The sequence below is a fragment of the Marinobacter goseongensis genome, from assembly GCF_023156235.1.
GTDB lineage: Bacteria > Pseudomonadota > Gammaproteobacteria > Pseudomonadales > Oleiphilaceae > Marinobacter > Marinobacter goseongensis.
This window is the reverse complement of sequence record NZ_JAKZAI010000015.1, coordinates 47,922-71,014: the sequence shown is the minus strand read 5'-3', so window position 1 is coordinate 71,014 and position 23,093 is coordinate 47,922. Positions and strand designations below refer to the sequence as shown.

Below are 23,093 nucleotides of genomic sequence, written 5' to 3'. Positions count from 1 at the left end.
ACAAAGCTGCGGGTTACAGCTTGCCTTCCGCCATCAGCAATTTTCGCTCATGGGTAAGGCCCTTCAACAGACCCCAGGTCATGATCAACAGTATGACCGTGAACGGCAGGCCAGCGGATATGGCTGTGGCCTGAATGGCACCCAGGGCGTCAGCACCGCCGCCGAAGATCAGGGCAGCCGCGATAGCGCCCTCCATGACTACCCAGAACACACGCTGTGCAGTCGGTGCGTCCGTCTTGCCACCGGCGGTGATGCTATCGATCACCAGCGAGCCGGAATCCGAAGATGTCACGAAGAACACCAGCACCAGCACAATGCCAATAAACGAAATGATACCGGTCAGCGGCAGGCCCTCGAACATCTGGAACATGGCCAGCGGCACGTCCGTCAGGCCGTTCGCTGCCAGCTCACCGACATTCTGCTGAATCTGCTCCAGAGCGGTACCACCGAAAGCACTCATCCACACCACGGTGATCAGAGTCGGGATGACCAGTACCGCGGTGACAAATTCACGAACCGTGCGACCCTTGGACACCCGCGCGATGAACATGCCTACGAACGGTGACCAGGAGATCCACCACGCCCAGTAGAACACAGTCCAGCCGTGGAACCAGGTTTCGTCCTCACGACCGAACGGATTGCTCAGGGGAACTATGTTGGCCACGTAGGTGGAGGAAGTCACCCACAAGGTCTCGATGATCGCCATGGTCGGGCCGGCGAAAATAACGAAAAAGAGCAGAATACCGGCCAGCGCCATGTTGAAGTTACTGAGAATCTTCACGCCGCCGTCCAGGCCGCGGAGCACCGACATCAGCGCGACCGCAGTCACACCGGTAATGATGGCCATCTGGGTGTTGATGCCGGACGAAATGCCAAACAGGTAATCAAGACCGGAAGCCGCCTGTTGGGCACCGAACCCGAGCGAGGTCGCCAGACCGAAAATGGTGGCAACCACAGCCAGCACATCAATGATGTGGCCCGGCCAGCCCCAGACCCGGTCCCTCAGCAGCGGGAAAAAGGCGGAGCGGATAGTGAGCGGCATACCTTTGTTGTAAGCGAAAAACGCCAGTGACAGAGCCACAATGGCGTAGATCGCCCAGGGGTGGAAGCCCCAGTGATACATGGTACCGCCCATGGCCATGTCCAGCGCCTCAGGGGTATTCGCCTCAGTATTGAATGGCGTTCCATACCATCCGGTGTAGTAGGCAACCGGCTCAGCTACGGCCCAGAACATAAGGCCGATGCCCATGCCCGCGGCAAACAGCATAGCGAACCAGGACATTGTCGAGAATTCAGGCTTGGCGTCCATACCCCCGATCCGAATCTTGCCCACCGGCATGAAGATCAAAGCGAAGCACACCACCACAAACACGTTGGCGCTCAGCAGGAAAAACCAGTCAAACGATTCGATGATGCTGAGCTTGGTGCCATCAAGCAGGTCTTTCGACTCGCCGGGGAAAACCAGCGTTCCGATAACGAACAGAACCACCAGTATCGCCGTTATCGGGAATACCGGTGCATGAAGGTCGAGGCCGAAAGGATTTATATTATCCTGGCCTGCGACGTAATCCGTCTGGTACTCGTCTTTTACAACGTCGCCCACGTTTGGAGCCTCCTGTGCGGATGGATTACTGAAAATTAAGGTTCAATGGTCATGAAAAAGCAAGTCTAATGTTTTGAGTTCAAAACATCAAAGACGTGATTTTGACACGGTCGACCCAGTCGGAGCGGGAGTCTGAACGACAGTGCAAGCCGTAGTTCGTTACACTGCGCGGAGATAGTCAACGGATAACAGAGGAAATCATGGAGAAAACCACCACGTTCCCGGTCAGATATAGCGCGTTTGCGCTGAGCATAGCAGGACTGTTCATCACCCTTCCCCTGGCGGTTTATCTTCAGGGGTGGTACCTGCTGCCGCTGATATTTGGGGTTTTGACGGCCTTGGGCCTGTGGGACGTCACACAGCGCAAACGCACGGTAAGCCGCAATTATCCGATTCTTGCTAACGTTCGCTATTTCCTTGAATCCATTGGACCGGAAATCCGCCAGTACTTCATTCAGTCCGACACGGAGGAGCGACCGTTTTCCCGGGAACAGCGAACCATCGTGTACCAAAGGGCCAAGAACGTACTCGACAAGCGCCCTTTCGGCTCTCAACTCGGAATGTACGACGAGGGCTATGAGTGGATGAACCACTCTCTGAGCCCGACCCGATTACCCAACAACGACTTCCGCATCGTGATCGGCAAGCAGTGTGCCCAACCCTACAGCGCGAGCGTTTTCAATATTTCGGCCATGAGCTTTGGCTCACTCTCCGCCAACGCGATCCTCAGTCTGAACGCCGGCGCGCGCAAAGGGAATTTCTACCACGACACCGGTGAAGGCTCGATATCCCGCTACCATCGCCAACCCGGTGGCGACCTGGTCTGGGAGATCGGTTCCGGGTACTTCGGGTGCCGGCACCCGGACGGCAGTTTCAACGAGGACATGTTCGTTGCCAACGCCACCCTCGATCAGGTGAAAATGATAGAGCTCAAACTATCCCAGGGCGCAAAACCCGGCCACGGCGGCATTTTGCCCGGCGCAAAGGTTACACCAGAGATTGCCGAAGCCCGTGGCGTTGCCGAGGGAGAGGATGTGGTTTCTCCGGCCAGTCATTCCGCATTCAGCACCCCCGTGGAGATGCTGGAATTCATCGAGCGCTTACGGCAGCTCTCCGGCGGCAAGCCCGTTGGCTTCAAGCTCGCCATCGGTCACCCCTGGGAATGGTTTGCCATCGTCAAAGCCATGCTCAAGACCGGGCTGAAGCCCGACTTTATTGTGGTGGATGGCGGTGAAGGCGGTACCGGTGCGGCACCCCTGGAATTCATTAACCGGCTCGGCATGCCGATGAAAGAGGCCTTACTGCTGGTTCACAGCACACTGGTGGGCACCCACCTCCGGGACGAAATTGCCATTGGCGCTGCCGGCAAGATCACCTCGGCATTCAATATCGCCCGCACACTGGCTCTGGGGGCCGACTGGTGCAACTCTGCCCGGGGCTATATGTTTGCGCTGGGCTGCATCCAGGCCCTGAACTGCCACACGGGGCGCTGCCCGAGCGGCGTGGCCACACAGGACCCCAGACGGGGCAACAAACTGGACGTGCCGGACAAGAGCGAACGGGTATTCAACTTCCACAAGAACACACTGGACGCCCTGCAGAACCTGCTGGAAGCCTCCGGACTGCGTCACCCCTCCGAACTGGGCCCTGAGCACATTATTCAGCGTACCTCGAAAACAGAAGTGCAGTCTTATATGGACTTGCTGCCCTTCCTCGCGCCGGGCGCCCTTCTGGAGGGAAAAACCGGGCTTCTGGTCTTCGACAAGTACTGGCCGGACGCTGACCCACACACCTTCGGGGCGCCGGAATTCGTCCTGCAATTGCGCGACACCAAGCTGCGCTAAAATTTGAGGCAAAATGGCAAAACGCTGTTTATTTTTGATTTGGGCTGGTGTAGACTTCGCTCCCGCTAAGCCACTGAGATAACTCCCATCTTTGGTTGTTTAACAGTCTGGATTAGCGTTTCGGGGCGTGGCGCAGCTTGGTAGCGCACTTGCATGGGGTGCAAGGGGTCGTAGGTTCAAATCCTACCGTCCCGACCAAAATCCCTGAATAAAGCCCGGTACCGCAAGGTTCCGGGCTTTATTCGTCTTCAGACATAAAAAAACCGAAGGCTCACCTTCGGTTTTTTTATGTGCTCTTCGTCATCAGCGCAATGGCGCGTTCAGCACGTCCAGTACATCCTCCAGTTCAGTGATCATCTGACGGATCAGCTGCTTGTACTGGGACGTATCATCCTTGACCTCGTGGCTGCTCAGCTTCTGCTTCGCGCCGCCGATGGTGTAGCCCTGGTCGTACAACAGGCTGCGAATCTGACGGATGGTAATCACGTCTGCCCGCTGATAATAACGCCTGTTACCCCGGCGCTTGACCGGCGACAGTTGCGGAAACTCCTGCTCCCAGTATCTCAGGACGTGCGCTTTTACCGCGCACAGCTCAGCGACTTCACCGATGGTGAAATAGCGCTTGCCCGGAATGGTGGGCAGCTCGTTGTTATGACTCGGTTCCAGCATACGTCTCTACTTTCTGTTTTAGTTTTTGACCTGGTCGGAACGTCACTACGCGTCGCGCACTAATAGGAATCTCTTCACCAGTTTTCGGGTTACGTCCCGGCCGCTGTTTCTTGTCGCGCAGGTCAAAATTACCGAATCCGGACAACTTCACTTGTTCGTTATGGCTGAGTGCGCCTCTGATTTCGTCGAAAAAAGCTTCCACCATTTCCTTTGCTTCGCGCTTGTTCAGGCCCAGTTCGTCGTACAAGCGCTCGGCCATTTCCGCTTTCGTCAAAGCCGCCATCTGCTTAACTCCTTAATGTTGCTCCCAGCTCCGCCTTCAGCGCGTCGATAACACCGTTGAAGAGCGAGTGCACTTCTTCTTCATTGAGCGTGCGTTCGGGATGCTGCCAGAACAGGCTGAGGGCAAGGCTCCGATTACCTTCACCCAGGCTTTCACCTTCATAAACATCAAACGCGCGCAAGGCCGTCAGGCGCTCACCGGCGTGCTGTTTCGCCACACGCTCAACATCCGCAAACGCCACATCGCTCCCGATAATAATAGCCAAATCTCGCCGAACTTCCGGAAATTTTGAAATTTCTTTGAAATTAGGCACATATCCCGAAACGATCGACTCCAAGAATAGCTCAAACATCAGGATCGTGCCATTAAGTTCAAGATTTTTCTGAACTTGTGGGTGCAACGTGCCAAACCAGCCGACGCGTTCGCCATCCCGGACCAGTTCCGCCGTTTGCCCCGGATGCAATGCCGGATGCTGGCTGGCGCTACACTCGACCTGGATCCCCAGCAGGCGGAACAGGCTTTCCAACTCCCCTTTTACATCGAAGAAATCGGCGTTTCTGCGACCGTTTGCCCAGTTTTCAGGCAATTGACCGCCGACCACGACACCCGCCAGCATGGGCTGCTGATCAATACCAGCGCCGTTTTTCACAAATCTCAAGCCGGTTTCGAACAGCCGAATACGCGGTTGCTGGCGGTTCTGGTTGTGGGAGACCGTTTTCAGCAGTCCGCTCCACAGGCTCGTGCGCATCACTGACAGATCCGATGAAATCGGGTTCGCCAGCGCGATCCCTTCACGATCCGGATCGATAAGCTGCTGAACCCTGGGATCCACGAAGCTGTAAGTGATCGCTTCCTGGTAACCGCAGGCCACGAAATAGTTCTGGATCGCAGAAACCGGGCGCACGGCTTCTTCCTGCACGCGCAGGCCGAGAGCACCCACAGGCTCGGTGACCGGCAGATTGTTGTAACCGAAAATACGCCCGACTTCCTCGATGAGATCCTCCTCAATGGAAAGGTCCGGACGGAACGACGGCACACTGACGCGCCAACCGTCTTTCAGCAGCTTGTCGATGTGAAGACCCAACCGGGTGAGAATCTCTTCGACGGTGGTGCGGTCGATGGCGAGACCGAGAACGTCCGCCAGGCGCCCCTCCCGGAGGTCGATCACTCTGGCATCCGGCAGGTGCGTGTCACTGATGACTTCCACGACGTCACCCGGCTCACCACCGACGATGCTTATCAACAACGACGTGCATCGCTCCATAGCGTCTCGCGCTAGCTGATAGTCAACACCCCGCTCGAAGCGGTGGGAGGCATCGGTGTGCAAACCGTAGTGACGGGCCTTGCCAGCAAGAGTAATGGGGTCAAAGTAGGCGGATTCGAGGACCAGATCCCGGGTGCCCGCATTAACACCGGAGTTCTCACCCCCCATCACACCCGCGATGGCCACAGGTTTTTCATGGTCGGCAATAACCAGTGTATCTGCTGTCAGCGCCACTTCCTGACCGTCGAGCAGAACCAGCTTCTCGCCCTGCTCCGCCATCCGGACCACGATGCCGCCGCTGATTCGATCACGATCGAACGCGTGCATGGGCTGGCCCAGTTCGAGCATAACGTAGTTGGTCACGTCCACGGCGGCATCAATGGAACGGATACCGGAACGACGCAGCTTCTCCTGCATCCACAGCGGCGATTCCGCCTCAAGGTTCACGTTGCGCAGAACTCGGCCTAGGTAACGGGGGCAGCCAGCGGGCGCCTTGACGGAGATGTTAGGCACTTCCGAGTGCACCGCTTCTACCGGCGCAATCTCGGGCATGTCCACAACCAGGCTGTTCAGCACCCCCACTTCCCGGGCAATACCCCGGATCGACAGGCAATCAGCGCGGTTTGGGGTGAGATCCACGTCAATGGTGACGTCATCAAGCTTCAGGTATTCGCTGAGTGACTTGCCCACCGGCGCATCCGCCGGCAACTCCATCAGGCCCTCGTGGTCCTCTGACAGCTGCAGCTCGGCGGCAGAACACAGCATGCCCTCGGAAGGCTGGCCACGGAGCTTCGCCTTCTTGATTCTGAAGTCGCCCGGCAGCGTCGCGCCCACCTCGGCAAACGGTACCTTGAGTCCGCTTCTCACGTTCGGCGCACCACAAACCACCTGTACGGTGTCGGTGCCGTTGCTCACCTGGCATACACGGAGTTTGTCAGCATCCGGGTGAGGCTCTACCCCAACGACTTCACCGACCACCACGCCCTGGAACTGGCCTGCCACCGGCTCGAAACCGTCCACCTCCAGACCTGCCATAGTGATCTGGTCCATCAATGCCTGGGTATTGAGATTCGGGTTTACCCACTCGCGCAGCCACTGCTCACTGAATTTCATGGTATTTGCCTTGTCCTGATGCGGTTTTGCCGGATAGATCGGTTGCCGTGAAAAGCGGTTTAACGGAACTGGCGCAAAAAGCGCAGGTCGTTCTCGAAAAACATGCGCAAATCGTTAACGCCGTAGCGCAGCATGGCCAGGCGCTCCACCCCCAGACCAAAGGCAAAGCCACGGTATTCCTCGGCATCTATTCCGCAATGTTCGAATACTTTCGGGTGCACCATGCCGCAGCCCATCACTTCCAGCCACTTGATGCTGCCGTCGGCCTCCCGACCCCACTCGATGTCCACTTCCGCGGAAGGTTCGGTGAACGGGAAATATGAGGGACGGAAACGGACTTTCAGATCGCGCTCGAAAAACACCCGCAAGAACTCCTCAACGGTGCTTTTCAGGTCGGCAAAGCTGACATCCCGCTCAACCAGCAAGCCCTCCACCTGGTGAAACATGGGGGTATGGGTCATATCCGAGTCACACCGATACACCCGCCCCGGGCAGATCATGCGAAACGGGGGCTTGCCCGCTTCCATGGTGCGGATCTGTACCGGTGAGGTGTGGGTACGAAGCAGGGTGCCGGGATTAAAATAGAAGGTGTCGTGCATGGCGCGGGCCGGATGGTGGCCGGGAATATTGAGGGCTTCGAAGTTGTGGTAATCGTCCTCGATCTCCGGGCCCTGTTCCACGGTATAACCCGCGCGGGCGAAGAACTGTTCAATACGCTGAAGGGTGCGGGTGACGGGGTGCAGGCCGCCCAGGTCCTGACCGCGGCCCGGCAACGTTACATCAATGGATTCACCGGCCAGCTTCTGCTCGATCGCAACACGCTCCAGATCGGAACGGCGGGCATTGATGGCTTGCTCAACCTGACCCTTGGCCTCGTTAATTTTCTGGCCGGCAGCAGGGCGTTCTTCCGCGGAAAGCTTGCCCAGGGTTTTCGCCTGCTGGGTAATAACACCCTTCTTGCCAAGGTATTCAACTCGAATATGATCAAGTGCCTGCAAGCTGTCGGCGCCTTCTACCGCAGCCAACCCGTCCTGAACCAGTTGCTCCAGGTTTTCCATTGACCCTGCTCCAAACCAGAAATGGGAGTACGAAAACAAATCTCTGTAAACAAAAATAGGGGAAGAGCGCGCCCTTCCCCTATTAGAGGACGTCTCCATGACCACATGGGGACGCCCGGATCGATCAGTAATCGATGAAAGAGCTTAAGCGATCACAGGGACGCTTTGGCCTTCTCAACTACGGCAGCAAAAGTCTGCTGCTCGTTCATGGCCAGATCGGCCAGAACTTTACGGTCGATCTCAACGTTAGCCTTCTTCAGACCAGCGATCAGACGGCTGTAGGACAGGCCGTTGGCGCGGGCACCCGCGTTGATACGGGCAATCCACAGGGCGCGGAATGCGCGCTTGCGGTTACGACGGTCGCGGTATGCGTACTGACCGGCTTTGATAACCGCCTGCTTGGCTACACGATAGACGCGGCTACGCGCTCCGTAATAACCCTTGGCCTGATTGAGAATCTTCTTGTGACGACGACGTGCTACCACGCCACGTTTTACACGAGCCATACTTTAATCCTTCTACCTTTAAACCTTTTCAGGAATGGTTAGCGGCTGAATCAGCACGCCGTCATACGCTTGATGGAAGCCACGTCAGACTTGGCAATCAGCTTGGTACCGCGGAGCTGACGCTTACGCTTGGGGCTTTTCTTGGTCAAGATATGACTGGTGAAGGACTGCTTGTGCTTGAAGCCAGTGGCGGTTTTCTTGAACCGCTTGGTGGCTCCGCTTTTGGTTTTCATCTTAGGCATTTTTTAAAACTCCGCATTCTATTTTTAAATAAAACAAAATGTGCCCCTGAACGACAAATCCCCCGCAGTCGCGGGGGATCATCACCCGATCAGGTTCACTTCTTTTTGCGGGGAGCCACAATCATGGTCATCTGCCGGCCTTCCATTTTCGGCCGCATCTCAACCGTTGCAATCTCTTCGATGTCCGTTTCAATCCGACCCATGAGCTTCATACCGATTTCCTGGTGTGCCATCTCACGGCCACGGAAACGAATCGTGATCTTGCCGCGGTCCCCGTTTTCAAGGAAACGTACCAGGTTGCGTAGTTTGACCTGATAATCCCCCTCTTCAGTTCCTGGACGGAACTTAAGCTCTTTGACCTGCGTCTGCTTCTGCTTTTTCTTGGCAGCCGCTTTGGCCTTCTTGTCTTCGAAGACCTTCTTGCCGTAGTCCATTATCTTACAGACGATCGGATCGGAATCCGTAACCTGCACCAAATCTAGAGTGGCTTCTTCAGCCAGCCTTATCGCCTCTTCGATCGAAACAACCCCAACCTGATTGCCTTCGGCATCGATCAGACGGACTTCAGTTGCATCGATATTCTCATTGATTGGTGCCTTTGGTGTACGACCCCGGTTCGCTCGCTGTTTAATAATTAACTCTCCGTTTTGGTTCTGCCCTTGCGTTGAATGTCATCAGCCAGCAGCTGTTCAAACGCTTCAAGCGACATAGTTCCCAGATCTTCACCTTTGCGGGTTCTCACCGCAACGGCGTTGTTCTCGATTTCCTTGTCTCCGACAACAATCAAAAAAGGAACTTTATTAATAGTGTGCTCGCGGATTTTAAAGCCGATCTTCTCGTTTCTCAAGTCAGCATTAACCCTATAGCCCAAAGAATCCCACTTTTTCGCCAGATTCTGACAATAATCACGCTGATTATCGGTGATATTGAGGACCGCAACCTGGGTTGGTGCCAACCAGGTGGGGAATGCGCCTTCGTATTCTTCAATCAGAATACCGATGAAACGCTCGAACGACCCGAGCACCGCGCGGTGCAGCATGACCGGCGTCTTGCGCTCGGAATTGTCTGCCACATACTGGGCGCCAAGGCGGCCCGGCATTGAAAAGTCGACCTGAATGGTACCGCATTGCCACACCCGGCCGATACAGTCTTTCAGGGAGAATTCGATTTTCGGACCGTAGAATGCGCCCTCCCCCGGCAACAATTCCCAATCCACACCTTCGCGGTTGAGCGCTTCTTCCAGAGCAGCCTCTGCCTTGTCCCAGACTTCGTCGGAGCCAACGCGCTTTTCCGGCCGAGTCGACAGCTTGTACAGGATTTCAGTGAAGCCGAAATCCTTATAGATTTCGTGGAGCATCTCGATAAACGCCGAGACTTCCTGCTGGATCGCGTCTTCCTCACAGAAAATGTGCGCGTCGTCCTGAGTAAACCCACGCACCCGCATCAGGCCATGCAAGGCGCCGGACGCCTCATTTCGGTGACAGGAGCCGAACTCCGCCAAGCGCAGAGGCAGCTCCTTGTAGCTCTTCAGGCCCTGGTTAAACACCTGCACGTGGCAGGGGCAGTTCATCGGTTTGATTGCGTAGTCGTGCTTTTCGGACTCAGTGGTAAACATGTCGTCCTTGAACTTGTCCCAGTGCCCGGACTTTTCCCACAGCGCCCGGGAGACCACCTGGGGTGTACGAATCTCCTGGTACCCGTGGTCATGCTGCTTGCGACGCATGTACTGTTCAATTTCCTGGTACAACGACCAGCCGTCCGGATGCCAGAACACCATGCCGGGGGCTTCTTCCTGCATGTGGAAAAGGTTGAGCTTCTTGCCGATCTTGCGATGATCCCGCTTTTCCGCTTCTTCGAGTCGGTGGAGGTAGGCTTTGAGGTCTTTCTTGTTGCCCCAGGCAGTGCCATACACCCGCTGAAGCTGCTCGTTGCCGGTGTCGCCCCGCCAGTAGGCGCCGGCTACCTTGGTCAGCTTGAAGGCTTTCAGCTTGCCGGTACTGGGCACGTGCGGGCCGCGGCACAAATCAATGAAATCACCCTGACGGTAAAAAGACAGATCCTCATTACCGGGGATGTCCTCAATGATGCGCACTTTGTATTCCTCGCCCATATCATCGAACAGCTTCACCGCCTCTTCCCGGGACATGACCGAACGGGAAACCGGGATATCCTGCTTTGCCAGCTCTTCCATGCGCTTTTCGATGCGCTGGAGGTCTTCATTGGTAAACGGGCGGTCGAACTTGAAGTCGTAATAGAAGCCGTTATCGATAACCGGGCCGATGGTGACCTGGGCCGCCGGGAACAGCTCTTTCACCGCCATGGCCAGAAGGTGAGCGGTGGAATGACGGACAATGTCCACTCCCTCTTCATCGCGCTCAGTGATGATGGCCAGTTCAACGTCGCCTTCGATCGGGTAGCTGGTGTCCACCAGCTTACCGTTAACCCTGCCAGCAAGGGCGGCTTTGGCCAGCCCAGCACCAATATCGGCAGCTACGTCGTGAACAGTAACAGATTCGGCAAAACTGCGGTGACTGCCGTCCGGCAGGGTAATAACAGGCATGATGTGCTCCTAACGCGCAAAGGTCTCAGCGGTGATCCGTACCAAAGATCACATGGTGGCGACACAACGTGACACAAACCACGGGTCGCATTCGCTGCGGAGTTTACCAGAAAAAAACCCGGCGGGTTAACGCCGGGTTTTCCGAGACAGCCGGATTGATCAGGCCGTTGCCACCTGCGCGTCTTCCCGGCTTTTGCGGCGCAGTTGACCGAAGGCGAGCAGCCCCAGGAGCATCAGGGCCGGTATGAACATCAGTTCCTTCGGCGGTCGATCGAGTTTTACCTGAACCGCGTCAATGGTCCACCCGAAGCCAATCCCGGCATCTTCGGCCTGGCTGCCGAACTCGACAAATTCCACGGCCATACGCTCACCGTCAGGCCGCAACTCGATGCCGGCCGCCATCAGACGCTCTTCCGGTGCATCGCCCGCGGGAATCTCGAGTTTGAGGTAGGTGGTGACATCGCTGCCGTCCAGCGACATTCCCGACGCTTTCAAGACGATGTTGTCGTCAGCGGGCACGGTCTCCACATACTCCATGATTTCTGCACCGGGACGCTCGTCCGTCGGCGGGTACACCATGTCCCACCAGAATCCCGGCCGGAACATTGTGAACGTAATCAGCACTAGCAACAGGCTTTCCCACTTGTAGCTCTTGGTAAACCAATAGCCCTGTGTCGCGGCCGAAAACACCAGCATCGCGGTAACGGCACCGAAAATGGTGACGAGCAAATCGAACCACCCGGTCAGCCCAATTAGCAACAACTGGGTGTTGAAGATGAACATGAACGGCAGAATGGCGGTACGGATGTCATAGGTAAAGCCCTGAATACCCGTTCGTATGGGGTCTGCGCCAGAAATTGCAGCCGCGGCGTAAGCCGCCAGCCCCACGGGCGGCGTATCATCCGCCAGGATACCGAAGTAAAACACAAACAGATGCACGGCAATGAGTGGCACCAGCAAGCCGTTCTGGGCGCCCAGCGTGACGATGACCGGAGCCATAAGAGTCGACACCACGATGTAGTTGGCCGTGGTTGGCAGCCCCATGCCGAGTATCAGACTGATGACAGCGGTGAAAATCAGCATCAGCAACAGATTGCCTCCGGACAGGAACTCCACGAACTCTGTCATCACAAGACCAATACCCGTGAGCGTGACCGTACCGACCACGATGCCCGCAGTCGCCGTAGCAACGCCAATACCCACCATATTACGAGCACCGGTGGCCAGCGAATGCACCAGATCGACGAAGCCGGTCTTGCTGTTATCGAACAACGCGCCCTGCTTTCGGAAGAATGCCAGTAACGGCCGCTGGGTAATCACGATAAAGATCATGAACAGCGTGGCCCAGAACGCCGATAACTGGGGCGAGAAACGCTCGACAGTCAGGCACCAGATCAACACCACCACCGGCAGCAGGTAATAAAGACCGGTTTTAACCGTCGGTCCCATCTCCGGGAGTTCGCCCATCGCTGCGTCCGGGTCATCGATTTCCAGTTCAGGGAAACGCGTGGCGTAGGCAACCAGGGCGACATACACCAGCAGCAGAACGGGCCCAAGGACCCAGATCGCAGCGTCGCCAAGCCAGGCCTTCGTCCAGCCGACGCCGTAGTATACCGCCAGGGTCAGTACGCTGAGCCCGATCAAAAGCACGACCCAATTGAGCATGCGCTGCGCCAGCGTCGGTCGATTCAGACGTTCCATGCCCTGCATGTTCAGCTTGCAGGCTTCGAGATGGACGATATAGATCAGCGCCACATAGGAGATCAGTGCCGGCAGAATCGCGTGCTTGATCACTTCCAGATAAGAAATACCCACATACTCCACCATCAGGAAGGCGGCGGCCCCCATGATCGGTGGTGTCAGCTGGCCGTTGGTGGAGGCAGCCACCTCCACGGCACCCGCTTTGGTCGCGGGGAAGCCCACACGCTTCATCAGCGGAATGGTGAACGTACCGGTGGTAACCACGTTGGCAATCGAGGAGCCGGAAATCACGCCGCTCAGGCCACTGGACACCACGGCCGCCTTGGCCGGCCCGCCACGCATGTGCCCGAGCCCCGCATACGCAACCTTGATGAAATAGTTGCCGGCGCCCGCGCGCTCGAGCAAAGCGCCGAACAGCACAAACAGGAATACAAAACTGGTGGAGACGCCCAGCGCTACCCCGAACACCCCTTCGGTGCCGAGCCACTGGTGCGACGCAAGCTTGTTGAGACTCACGCCCTTGTGCGCAATTACATCGGGCATGTAAGGGCCGGCAAGTGAATAGGTAATGAACACGCCGGCGACAATGGTCAGCGGAAGCCCCAGAGAACGGCGCGTCGCCTCCAGCAACAGCACCAGACCAATCATGGCAACCCACAGGTCCATGGTGGTTGGCAGGCCAGGGCGGGACGACAAGGCTTCGTAAAATACGTAAAGGTAGGATGCGCAGAAGGCCGCAACCAGAGCCAGAATCCAGTCATAGAACGGAACATCGTTAACATTCCGCCCCTTGATCATCGGGTACGCCGAGAACGCCAGGAACACCGCGAACGCCAGGTGTATCGACCGCGCTTCGGTGGAATTGAACAATCCAAAATTGAAGATATATGGCAGTGGTGACGCTATCCAGAGTTGGAACAACGACCAGACCAGGGGAACCATAAAAAGAACAATCGCGGCATTACCACTGGCGGCCCTGCCTCCGGTCTCGGTCTGCAGAATCTGCTCTACTTTGCCGCCATCTACACCAGCCCCGTTAGCCGGGTCGCTTGTTGCCATAAAAAGATTCCTGCTACATGAAAGATTAATCGCCCCAGAGACAACACAGCGGGCACGTGGCCCGCTGTGTTGAGGCGCAGACAGATCAGTCGATCAGGCCGGCTTCCTTGTAGTACTTCACAGCACCCGGATGCAGCGGTGCACTGTTGGCATCGGTCACCATCTCACTTTTGTCGAGATTACCGAAGGCCGGGTGCAGGCGTTTGAAGCTGTCGAAGTTCTCGAAAACAGCTTTCACAACGGCATACACCACGTCGTCCGGTACATCAGTGGAAGATACGAACGTTGCAGCCACACCAAACGTTGTCACATCGTCATCGCTGCCACGGTACATACCGCCGGGAATAACGGCTTTGCGGTAGTAGGGATTGTCATCGATCAGCTTTTTGGTTGCTGCGTTATCGACGTTGACCAGCACACTGTCACAGGAGGTCGTGGCTTCCTTGATTGCACCGGAGGGGTGGCCCACGGTGTAAAAGAAAGCATCGATATTGCCATCGCACAGCGCCTGGGACTGTTCCGCAGCCTTGATCTCAGCCGCCAGGGAGAACTTGCTCTCATCCCAGCCCATTTCCTTCATCAACACTTCGGCGGTGGCGCGCTGACCGGAGCCCGGGTTACCGATAGACACACGTTTACCTTCCAGGTCCTCAAAGGTCTTGATGCCGGAGCCCTTGCTGGCTACCACGGTGAACGGTTCCGGGTGCAGAGAAAACACTGAGCGCAGCTTTTCGTCCTTGCCGGCGCTCTCGAACTCGCTGGAGCCGTTGTAAGCATGGAACTGCCAGTCGGACTGGGCGACAGCCAGGTCCAGCTCTCCTTCGCGTATGGCGTTCAGGTTGTAAACGGAGCCACCGGTACTCTCAACGGAACAACGAATACCGTGCTCCTTACGGTCCATGTTGACCAGACGACAAATCGCGCCACCAGCCGGGTAGTAAACACCGGTCACACCACCGGTGCCGATGGTGACAAAGCGCTGCTCCTGAGCGGTAACCGCTGATGAAGCCGCGCCCAGGCTGACTGCCGCAGCAAGCGCGAGAACGGAACTCTTGATTTTTAGCGTCATGGGATCTTCCTTTTTTCTCATCGTTATCATTTATTGCCCACGGTCGATCGCGGACAAACTACCGGTTCGAATTGAAACATAGACCACATCGGATGATAAATAAAGGATGCATTAGCTGCCTAACCGGTTGAGCAGGAACCAAAAAAGCCCGCAAAGCGGGCTTTTTTGGTGGTTCAGGCAACGCTTATTTCGATGCGCGCGCCTTCGCCAACATGCGATCCGGGCGCAGCAGGAAGCGCGCCAGGGCCGGTAGCAGCCAGATGGCTCCGATCATGTTCCACAGGAACATAAAGAACAACAGGAAGCCCATGTCTGCCTGGAACTTGATGGGTGAGAAGATCCAGGTCACCACACCAAGACCGAGAGTCACGCCGGTAAAGATGACCGCCTTACCGGTGGAACGCAGCGTCTCGAAGTAGGCATCCTGAAGCGTCTTGCCTTCCAGCAGGAACTTCTCCAACTTGCTGTAGATGTAGATGCCGTAGTCGACACCGATACCCACGCCCAGCGCAATTACCGGTAGCGTCGCCACCTTGATGCCGATACCGGACACCGCCATGATCGCCTCACAAAGAATGGAGGTCAGGCCCAGGGGCACCACGATACACAGCACCGCCCGGATCGAGCGGAATGTCAGGAAGCACAGGAAGCTCACCACGCTGTACACGAAGATCAGCATCATGTTCTTCGCGCTGGAGATGACTTCGTTCGTCGCCGCCTCAACACCCGCGTTACCGGCTGCCAGCTTGAAGGTGTGCTCCTCGTTGCTGTTGGCCTGGGCAAATTCCTCGACACGCTCAACGACGGTCTGCAGGGTTTCCGCCTTGTGGTCCTCGAGGAACACCAGCACCGGCGTCAGATCGCAGTTGGTGTTGATCAGCCCGGCCGGAGCTTCACGGATAGACGCGTTGATGATGGTCTGGTTGCGGGAAATTTCATACCACTTCCAGCTGCCCTCGTTGAGCGCCTTGGTCACAATCTTGGAAACATCCGCCAGCGATGCCGTCGACTGGACGCCCGGGGTGTTCTGCAATTCCCATTGCAGATTGTCCATGGCCCTCAGCACGTTGTACTGGGTGCACTGCTCTTCAGGCGTCTTGACCATAACGACCATGACATCGGCGCTGGTCGAGTAGTTATCGATGATGTAAGCGTTATCCAGATTGTAACGGGAGTCCGCCCTCAGCTCGGGTGCACCCTGATCCAGATCGCCTACCTTGAGGCCCTGCTTGTAATACAGGCCCAGCCCAAGGCCGATAACGGCAATCAGCAGGGAGATAGGTGCCACGCCCGGATGGGCGAAGTAAGACATAACACGCCACTTGCGATCCTGTTTCTCGCCGCGGTTCTGAACGTTACGGATACCACCCTTGGTGATCCCGATGTAGGACATGATCAGCGGGTGCAGAACCAGATTGGTGATGATCACAATGGCCACACCCAGGCCAGCTGCAACGGCGAGATCCTTGATCACGTCAATCTCGATGTACAGCAGCGTGAGGAAGCCGAAGGCATCGGAAATCAGAGCGAGCATACCCGGAATGTACAGCGCCCGGAACGCAAGCCTGGCGGCAGTGATCGGATCGAAACCCTTGGCCGCCTCGGACGCCATGGCGTTCACTATCTGAACGCCGTGACTGATACCGATGGCGAAGACCAGAAAGGGAACCAATACCGAATACGGATCCAGACCGTAGCCGAGCAGTTTGAGTATACCCAACTGCCAGAACACCGCGATGATCGAAGAGAACACCGGGACCAGCGTGCCGGCGATGCAGCGGGAATACCAGAACAGCAAGAGCGTGGTCAGCAGGATGGTGATACCGGCGAAGTAAGCAATGGAGCCGATACCTTCAATCAGGTCACCCACTTTCTTGGCAAACCCGACAATGTGAATTTCGATGTTGGGGTTGTCGGCGCCGTACTTCTGGCGGATTTTTTCCTCAAGCTGGCGGGAAAACTCGCCGTAATCCAGCGGCTCACCCGTGTCCGGATTGTTCTCGTACAGCGGTGCGTACACGATGGTCGAGCGGAAATTGTCCGAAATCAGGCGACCGACTTCGTTGGAGCGCAGCACGTTCTGGCGCAAAGCCTCCAGGCTTTCCCGGGAACCGTCATAGTTATCCGGAATGACGGTACCGCCCTGGAACCCCTGCTCTGTGACCTCTACCCAGCGGACGTTGGCGGTCCACAGCGATTTGAGTCCGGAACGATCAACGCCGCTAAGGTAGAAAACCTCGTCGGTGATCTGCTTCAGGGTTTCCATATACTCTTCGGTGAAAATGTCGCCTTCCTTGACCTCCACCGCAATTCGCACAAAGTTGCCCAGGTTCTCCAGATCATTTCTGTGTTCGAGCATGTTCACAATGTATGGATGCTCAAGCGGAATCATCCGCTCAAAACTGGCATCCGGCTGAATCTTGATGGCGTTATAGCCAAGAAACAGTGTCAGTATAAAAAACGCAATCAGGATGATGGCCCGATTGTTGAAGATCAGACGTTCCAGGAACGGCTCCGCCTTCGGTGTCGTCAGGTAATGTTCGCCCTTGTCGTGCTTCGGGTTCGACATTCAAAAGCCCCTCTATTATCCGTTCTGTTGTTGCCGCATCAGGGCGTTATTGAAGGTTCTTGCCACGGGCATCGGTGAATTTGACCCCACCTTCACCAACCAGGAGCAGGTCTGTCCCAGATGTCGGAACCACACCCATCACGCTTTCCCGATCATTGCGGAAATACGGGCGAAACGATTCGCCGCCGTTCGTACTCATCAGCACAACGCCACCGTTACCCACTAGCGTAATGCGCCCGTCTTCGGCCACAGAGCCACTCATCAATGTTGCGCCAGCCTCGTTGGTGATCATGTTCCAGGACCGCCCCAGATCGGTAGAACGCATCATGTTGCCACGCAGTCCGAAGGCAAGAACCTCGTTCACCTGGCCGGTTCCGATGACACCGAACAGGGAGCCTGGATAAGGGCTCTCGCGACGCTCCCAGGTGTCCCCGCCATCTGTCGAGACATGAATCTGGCCAGCTTCGCCCACGATAACCAGTGCACCGCCGGTAATCTGCGTAATGCTGTTCAGGTGGAAGTTCTGATCGTTCTCGATCTCAGCCGACATGTCCTGCCAGCTCTCGCCACCGTCAGTGGTGCGCAGGATCATGCCGTAGGCACCGATCACAAATCCGTGGCTGTCGTCCTCGAACCAGACATCCAGAAACGGATTCACCGGACCAATATCCAGATCGGCTTCCATGTTTTCGACCGCAAAGAAGAGGTCGTCCAGCGCCCACTCAAGATCGCCCTTCTCTTCCTCAGGCGCCTCTTCGATCCGCTCTTCCATCTCGGCAATCTGTTGCTGCTTGCTTTCGATCGCAAGCTCGGCAGCCTCAATACCAGTGAGTTGCAGCTCCCAGGTTTTCCCCTGGTCGGAAGAGTGCAGCACCACACCACTGTGGCCGACGGCCCAGCCGTGCTCATCTGTGCCGAAGTCGATGCCAGTCATGGTGACTGATACGGGAACCTGCCCCTGCACCCAGGTCTGACCTTCATCATCGGAAAAAATGATGTGGCCCCGCTCTCCGGTGGCCACCAGCCGGTCACCGGCCCTGGTCACATCGTTGAGCAGTGATTCCGGTGCCAGCAGCGTCGGCCGGGATGGGGTTTCGATGATATCTGCAAGCGCAAACACCGAGGGGGCGGACAATGCCATGGATACTCCAAGACACGCCGCACCCAGAGTCTTGCACATCAACCTTGTAGCCATTCAGATTGCCTATATGTTGTTTTGGACAGTGTCTCTCTGGTGCCGGAAACCGGCCAGCTTCATAAACATGCCGGCAACCTTTCGGTTACCGGCAGATCGGTTCGCCACGCCCTTTGGGCGAGGACATTGTCCGCGGGGCAAGATTGCCTCAGCGAACACTCCGACGGCGCAGGGACGCCGGCGAGAAGTAGCGTTTGTTGGGGGTCTCGTCTGTAAAAACCCGGGTGTTGGGCTCTTCGGTATCAAGACCCAAGACATGGTAACGGCGTGCCTGCAGGTCATGGTACACATCCAGTACCGTCCAGACGCCCGGCAGTTCATAATAGTTCTTTGGCAGGCCCATGGTGACGCGCCATAGTTCGCCGCGACCGTCGTACTGATCGACCAGAACGATATTCCAGCTGTCTGCGTCGATGTAGAAACGACGCTTGCCGTAGATGTGACGTTCCCCGTCTTTGAGCGTCGCTTCCACAACGTGAACGCGATGCAGCTCCCAGCGGGTCAGGTCCGGGTTGACGTGGGAGATACCGAGAATCTCGGAATATGAAGTACCTTTTTCACCGATACGGTAGTTATTGTACGGAATGTACAGTTCCCGCATGCCCTCATAGTCCCAGTTGTAGCGGTCGAGAGCTCCGTTGAAAATATCGGTGTCATCTGCCGTACGCAGATTATCGGCGGCAGCAATCGGCGAATCGTAACCAAGGTTCGGCGCACGACGCACCCGACGCTGGCCGGCATTGTAGCCCCAGCCGTTACGGGGATTGATGATCTGGTTCAGGGTTTCGTGAATCAGGATGGCACCGCCGGCCAGACGTGGCGGCGACTGGGTAAACGACAGGTAATAGAATATGACGTTGTCCAGATCCTTTTCGCTGCCTTCCGGATTGTAGAAGTTGAAAAAAGCTTCCTGCTGAGAGGTTACCAGCGAATAATCGCCGTCGGTCTGAACAGCGACCTCACTGGACCGACGGGTCACGTTCACGCCGCGCCAGCGGGTGAGATGATTCCAGATAGCCTGCCACGCCTTTTCTTCATTTCCGCCGTGCAGGATCGGGAACGGGTAGCCACCGAAGGCCCCGTCAAGGCCCTCACCACGGCCTACGATCTCGGCGTTGACCGCGTTTTCACGGGTATTCCCCGCAACCCAGTCCGGCACCGCGTGCGTGCGACGGCTTTTATAAACCGGGATGTTGAACGTTGTGGGATAGGTGTCAATCAACGCTCTCACGCCGTCAGTCAGGAATTCGCTGTACTGATCCACGTTGGCAGCATTGATGGTAAACAGAACTTCGTCTTCGGGGAACGGATTGATGTGGTGTTGGCCGCTGCCGTCGTAACCGGACGGCGGCGTCGTCAGGCCACCGTCCCACGCCGGAATCGTCCCGGCGTCGTTGCCCGCCTTGACAGAGCCGAAGGGGGTCAGATCCTGCCCCAGCCGCGAAGCTTCGGCGGAGGAGACTGCGGCCATGGCGGGAGACGAGGCCACTGAAAATGCAAACAGACTGCCCAAAATGAAGTTCTTGTTATATCTCATTTTAAAACCTTAATTCCGTCTGGAGGCCCTTCGAAGGACCTTTTTATTGTCGTTCCATGGTTTACCGACTATTTCACAGAGTAGACGATTGGCCAATATTGTCTATCGACCGAAAGTGCGATTTTGTATCCGGGTTGCTCCCTCAGCCCGCCAGACTCTTGTGAACCACCTCATAGACGTCACGTGAGAGGCCGGTTTTGTCGCGGATCAGCTCCAGCGCTGTTTTCATCTGGTCGCCGTGAACCGGTGCGAACTTCCTCCAGCGAGTCAGCGGAGAAACCAGACGAGCGGCGATCTGCGGGTTGCTGTCATCAAGACGCGTCACCTGTTCCGCCAGGAACCGATAGCCGGAACCGTCAGCGGCATGGAACGACGCGAGGTTCTGGCCGGCAAACACGCCAATCACCGAGCGAACCTTATTGGGGTTTTTCCAGTCAAACGCGTCGTGAGTCATCAGCTGACGAATCTGCTCGAGGTTGCCGGTAGCTGGATTCGAGGCCTGCACTGAGAACCACTGCTCCACCACCTGCGGATCCTCTGAATAGCGCTGATAGAACTGTTCCAGGGCCTGCTCACGCTCACTGACAAAGCCTGAATTCACCAGCGCGCGCAGCGCACCGAGCCGGTCGGTCATATTATCTGCTTCACCGAACTGCCGGATGGCCAGGTCCCGCCCCTCTTTGTCGTCAATATGAAGCAGCCACGCCAACGCGGTATTGCGAAGGCTGCGACCGGCAACCTCTTGCGGAGACAGACCGTAGTCGCCTTTGGCGCCGTGCCGCTGATAACAGTTGAGCAAATCCGGCCGCAGTGCGCCAGCCAAATGGCCGAGCACGCGCTCCCGCGCCTGGTGAATGGCCTGCACGTCCGGACTGTTTGCCAGTTCGATCAGATAGGCCTCTGACGGCAGCTGCATCATCTTGGCTACCAACGCCTGATCCAGAGATTCATCCGACAGCAGCTGGCGATAAGCGGCTGCCAGCCTGGGCTCTATCTCCGCATCGGCGGGAGCCCCAACCAATGACTGGATTACGTCAACCGCCAGCCGCTGACCGGCATCCCAGCGATTGAACCCGTCCGTATCGTGGCTCATCAGGAACAGCAATTGCTCCCGGGTCCAGGGGTAGACAACCCGCACCGGTGCGGAAAACTGTCGCAGCAACGAGGGCACCGGGCGCTCTGAAACGCCGGTGAATTCGAACGTGTGGCTGGCTTCTGTCAGATCCAGCACCCGTTCCGCCGGAGCCTCACCGCCCTCACCGGCCAGATTCAGCGCCATGTCCCCGCCCTGGCTGTCGAGCAGTCCGAGGGCAAAAGGTATGTGCTGGGGCTTCTTGCCTTTCTGCCCCGGGGTGTCGGGAATGTTCTGCGTGATGGTCAGGCTGTAGGTACCGCCCTCGTCGTCGTAATGGTCACTGACGTCAAGTACGGGTGTGCCGGCCTGTTCATACCACAATCGGAACTGGGAGAGATCACGCCCACTGGCGTCCTCCATCGCTGTCACAAAATCGTCGGTGGTGACGGCCTGGCCGTCATGCCGGTCAAAATAGAGATCACTGCCCTTACGGAACAGGTCCGGCCCCAACAGGGTGTGGATCATGCGCACCACTTCCGCGCCTTTCTCATAGATCGTCAGCGTGTAGAAGTTGGAAATCTCCATATAGGAGGCGGGACGCACCGGATGCGCCATGGGACCGCCATCCTCGGCGAACTGAGCCGTTCTGAGCAGCGTAACATCCTCGATGCGCTTGACGGTGGGCGACCCCATGTCGGAGGAGAACTGGGAATCCCGAAATACAGTGAAACCTTCTTTCAGACTGAGCTGAAACCAGTCGCGACAGGTCACCCGGTTGCCGGACCAGTTGTGGAAATACTCATGAGCGACGATTGCCTCGATGCGCTGGAACGCCAGATCGGTTGCAGTGTCCTGGCTGGCCAGCACGCAGGAGGAGTTGAAAATATTCAGCCCCTTATTCTCCATCGCCCCCATATTGAAGTCATCCACGGCAACGATCATGAAAATGTCCAGATCGTACTCACGTCCATAGACCTGCTCATCCCAACGCATGGAGCGCTTCAGGGAATCCATCGCGTAGTCGCATTTCTCGGCGTTGCGGGGCTCTACGTACATGCGCAGGTCAATAGCCCGATCCGATACGGTGGTGAAAGTGTCGCGCTTTTCCACCAGATTGCCGGCCACCAGGGCAAACAGATAGCAGGGTTTCGGGAACGGATCTTCCCAGGTCACATAATGACGACCGTCGGCCAGATCCCCCTGCTCGGTGTCATTGCCGTTCGAGAGCAAAATCGGATAGGCGGTCTTGTCGGCCTCAATCCGCGTGCGGAAGCGGGCCATCACATCGGGCCGGTCCGGAAAATAGGTAATGCAACGAAATCCCTCGGCCTCACACTGGGTGCAGAACATACCGGACGACTTGTACAGCCCCTCAAGACGGGTGTTGTTCTGGGGCTCGATCCAGGTCACCACCGCCAGCTCGAACGCCTCCGGGACGCCTGCCACCACCAACCGATCACCGAGATCCTCGTATTGCCCGGCGCTCAGGGGGGTGCCGTTGAGGGCCACGGATTCCAGCCTCAAGCTGTCACCATCCAGCTCAAGCGCGCCCGAGCGGTCACCCGAGTCCGGGTTACGTCGCAGGGACAACACGCTGTGCACGCGGGCACCGTCCTCGAACAGCTCGAAGCGGAGGTCGACGTGGTCCACCAGAAAGGCCGGCACGCGATAGTCGTTCAGATAAATGGTCTGTGGCTGGCTGGTACGCATTCGCTGTCTCCAGAAATTCGTTGCGGGCGGCACGGA

Annotated in this window: 16 protein-coding genes and 1 tRNA gene; 2 read left to right on the top strand and 15 right to left on the bottom strand. The window is 56.9% G+C overall.

Features of this window, described 5'->3' with window-relative positions; translation table 11 throughout:
• Positions 1–13 precede the first annotated feature (13 nt).
• Positions 14–1,603 carry a BCCT family transporter gene (locus tag MLC70_RS14160; protein WP_248184831.1) on the bottom strand — a complete coding sequence of 530 codons (1,590 nt, stop codon included), beginning with the start codon at positions 1,601–1,603 and terminating at the stop codon, positions 14–16.
• 200 nt (positions 1,604–1,803) lie between these two features.
• On the opposite strand from MLC70_RS14160, the gene MLC70_RS14155 reads away from it, so the two are divergent.
• Together MLC70_RS14155 and MLC70_RS14150 are read left to right on the top strand one after the other, a co-directional pair.
• Positions 1,804–3,447, top strand: coding sequence for an FMN-binding glutamate synthase family protein (locus MLC70_RS14155; protein WP_248184830.1), 1,644 nt, complete (start codon positions 1,804–1,806; stop codon positions 3,445–3,447).
• Positions 3,448–3,568: 121 nt separating this feature from the next.
• Positions 3,569–3,645, top strand: a tRNA-Pro gene (locus tag MLC70_RS14150).
• Between the two features lie 105 nt (positions 3,646–3,750).
• Here the strand turns inward: MLC70_RS14150 and MLC70_RS14145 are convergent.
• From MLC70_RS14145 to pepN, 14 genes are all read right to left on the bottom strand, one after another.
• Positions 3,751–4,116, bottom strand: coding sequence for a MerR family transcriptional regulator (locus tag MLC70_RS14145; protein WP_248184829.1), 366 nt, complete (start codon positions 4,114–4,116; stop codon positions 3,751–3,753).
• The gene (gene ihfA / locus MLC70_RS14140; RefSeq protein WP_213476749.1) at positions 4,097–4,399 is read right to left on the bottom strand and encodes an integration host factor subunit alpha; all 303 of its coding nucleotides are present in this window, start codon (positions 4,397–4,399) and stop codon (positions 4,097–4,099) included. The genes MLC70_RS14145 and ihfA overlap by 20 nt, the downstream gene beginning before the upstream one ends.
• Positions 4,400–4,403: 4 nt before the next feature.
• Positions 4,404–6,776: a phenylalanine--tRNA ligase subunit beta gene (pheT, locus tag MLC70_RS14135; protein WP_248184828.1), complete on the bottom strand. Its 2,373-nt coding sequence runs from the start codon at positions 6,774–6,776 to the stop codon at positions 4,404–4,406.
• A gap of 59 nt (positions 6,777–6,835) precedes the next feature.
• Positions 6,836–7,834 carry a phenylalanine--tRNA ligase subunit alpha gene (gene pheS, locus MLC70_RS14130; RefSeq protein WP_248184827.1) on the bottom strand — a complete coding sequence of 333 codons (999 nt, stop codon included), beginning with the start codon at positions 7,832–7,834 and terminating at the stop codon, positions 6,836–6,838.
• Positions 7,835–7,986: 152 nt separating this feature from the next.
• Positions 7,987–8,340, bottom strand: a complete 354-nt coding sequence (gene rplT, locus MLC70_RS14125; RefSeq protein ID WP_248184826.1) for a 50S ribosomal protein L20 — start codon at positions 8,338–8,340, stop codon at positions 7,987–7,989.
• Positions 8,341–8,390: 50 nt separating this feature from the next.
• Complete coding sequence (rpmI, locus tag MLC70_RS14120) at positions 8,391–8,582, bottom strand: 50S ribosomal protein L35 (RefSeq protein WP_007151842.1); 192 nt, start codon at positions 8,580–8,582, stop codon at positions 8,391–8,393.
• A gap of 95 nt (positions 8,583–8,677) precedes the next feature.
• Entirely contained in the window at positions 8,678–9,214 is a 537-nt protein-coding gene (infC, locus tag MLC70_RS14115) for a translation initiation factor IF-3 (protein WP_248184877.1), read from the bottom strand.
• A gap of 2 nt (positions 9,215–9,216) precedes the next feature.
• A complete protein-coding gene (thrS, locus tag MLC70_RS14110; protein WP_248184825.1) occupies positions 9,217–11,142 on the bottom strand; it encodes a threonine--tRNA ligase in 1,926 nt (641 codons plus the stop codon).
• A gap of 159 nt (positions 11,143–11,301) precedes the next feature.
• Complete coding sequence (locus tag MLC70_RS14105) at positions 11,302–13,902, bottom strand: TRAP transporter permease (protein ID WP_248184824.1); 2,601 nt, start codon at positions 13,900–13,902, stop codon at positions 11,302–11,304.
• An 85-nt stretch (positions 13,903–13,987) separates the two neighbouring features.
• Positions 13,988–14,971: a TAXI family TRAP transporter solute-binding subunit gene (locus tag MLC70_RS14100; protein WP_248184823.1), complete on the bottom strand. Its 984-nt coding sequence runs from the start codon at positions 14,969–14,971 to the stop codon at positions 13,988–13,990.
• Positions 14,972–15,155: 184 nt separating this feature from the next.
• Positions 15,156–17,540, bottom strand: coding sequence for an efflux RND transporter permease subunit (locus MLC70_RS14095; protein ID WP_248184822.1), 2,385 nt, complete (start codon positions 17,538–17,540; stop codon positions 15,156–15,158).
• 46 nt (positions 17,541–17,586) lie between these two features.
• On the bottom strand, positions 17,587–18,681 hold the full coding sequence (locus tag MLC70_RS14090) for a WD40/YVTN/BNR-like repeat-containing protein (protein WP_248184821.1): 1,095 nt from the start codon (positions 18,679–18,681) through the stop codon (positions 17,587–17,589).
• A 202-nt stretch (positions 18,682–18,883) separates the two neighbouring features.
• Positions 18,884–20,272: a DUF1329 domain-containing protein gene (locus MLC70_RS14085; RefSeq protein WP_248184820.1), complete on the bottom strand. Its 1,389-nt coding sequence runs from the start codon at positions 20,270–20,272 to the stop codon at positions 18,884–18,886.
• Between the two features lie 142 nt (positions 20,273–20,414).
• Positions 20,415–23,057, bottom strand: coding sequence for an aminopeptidase N (pepN, locus tag MLC70_RS14080; protein WP_248184819.1), 2,643 nt, complete (start codon positions 23,055–23,057; stop codon positions 20,415–20,417).
• Positions 23,058–23,093: the final 36 nt, after the last annotated feature.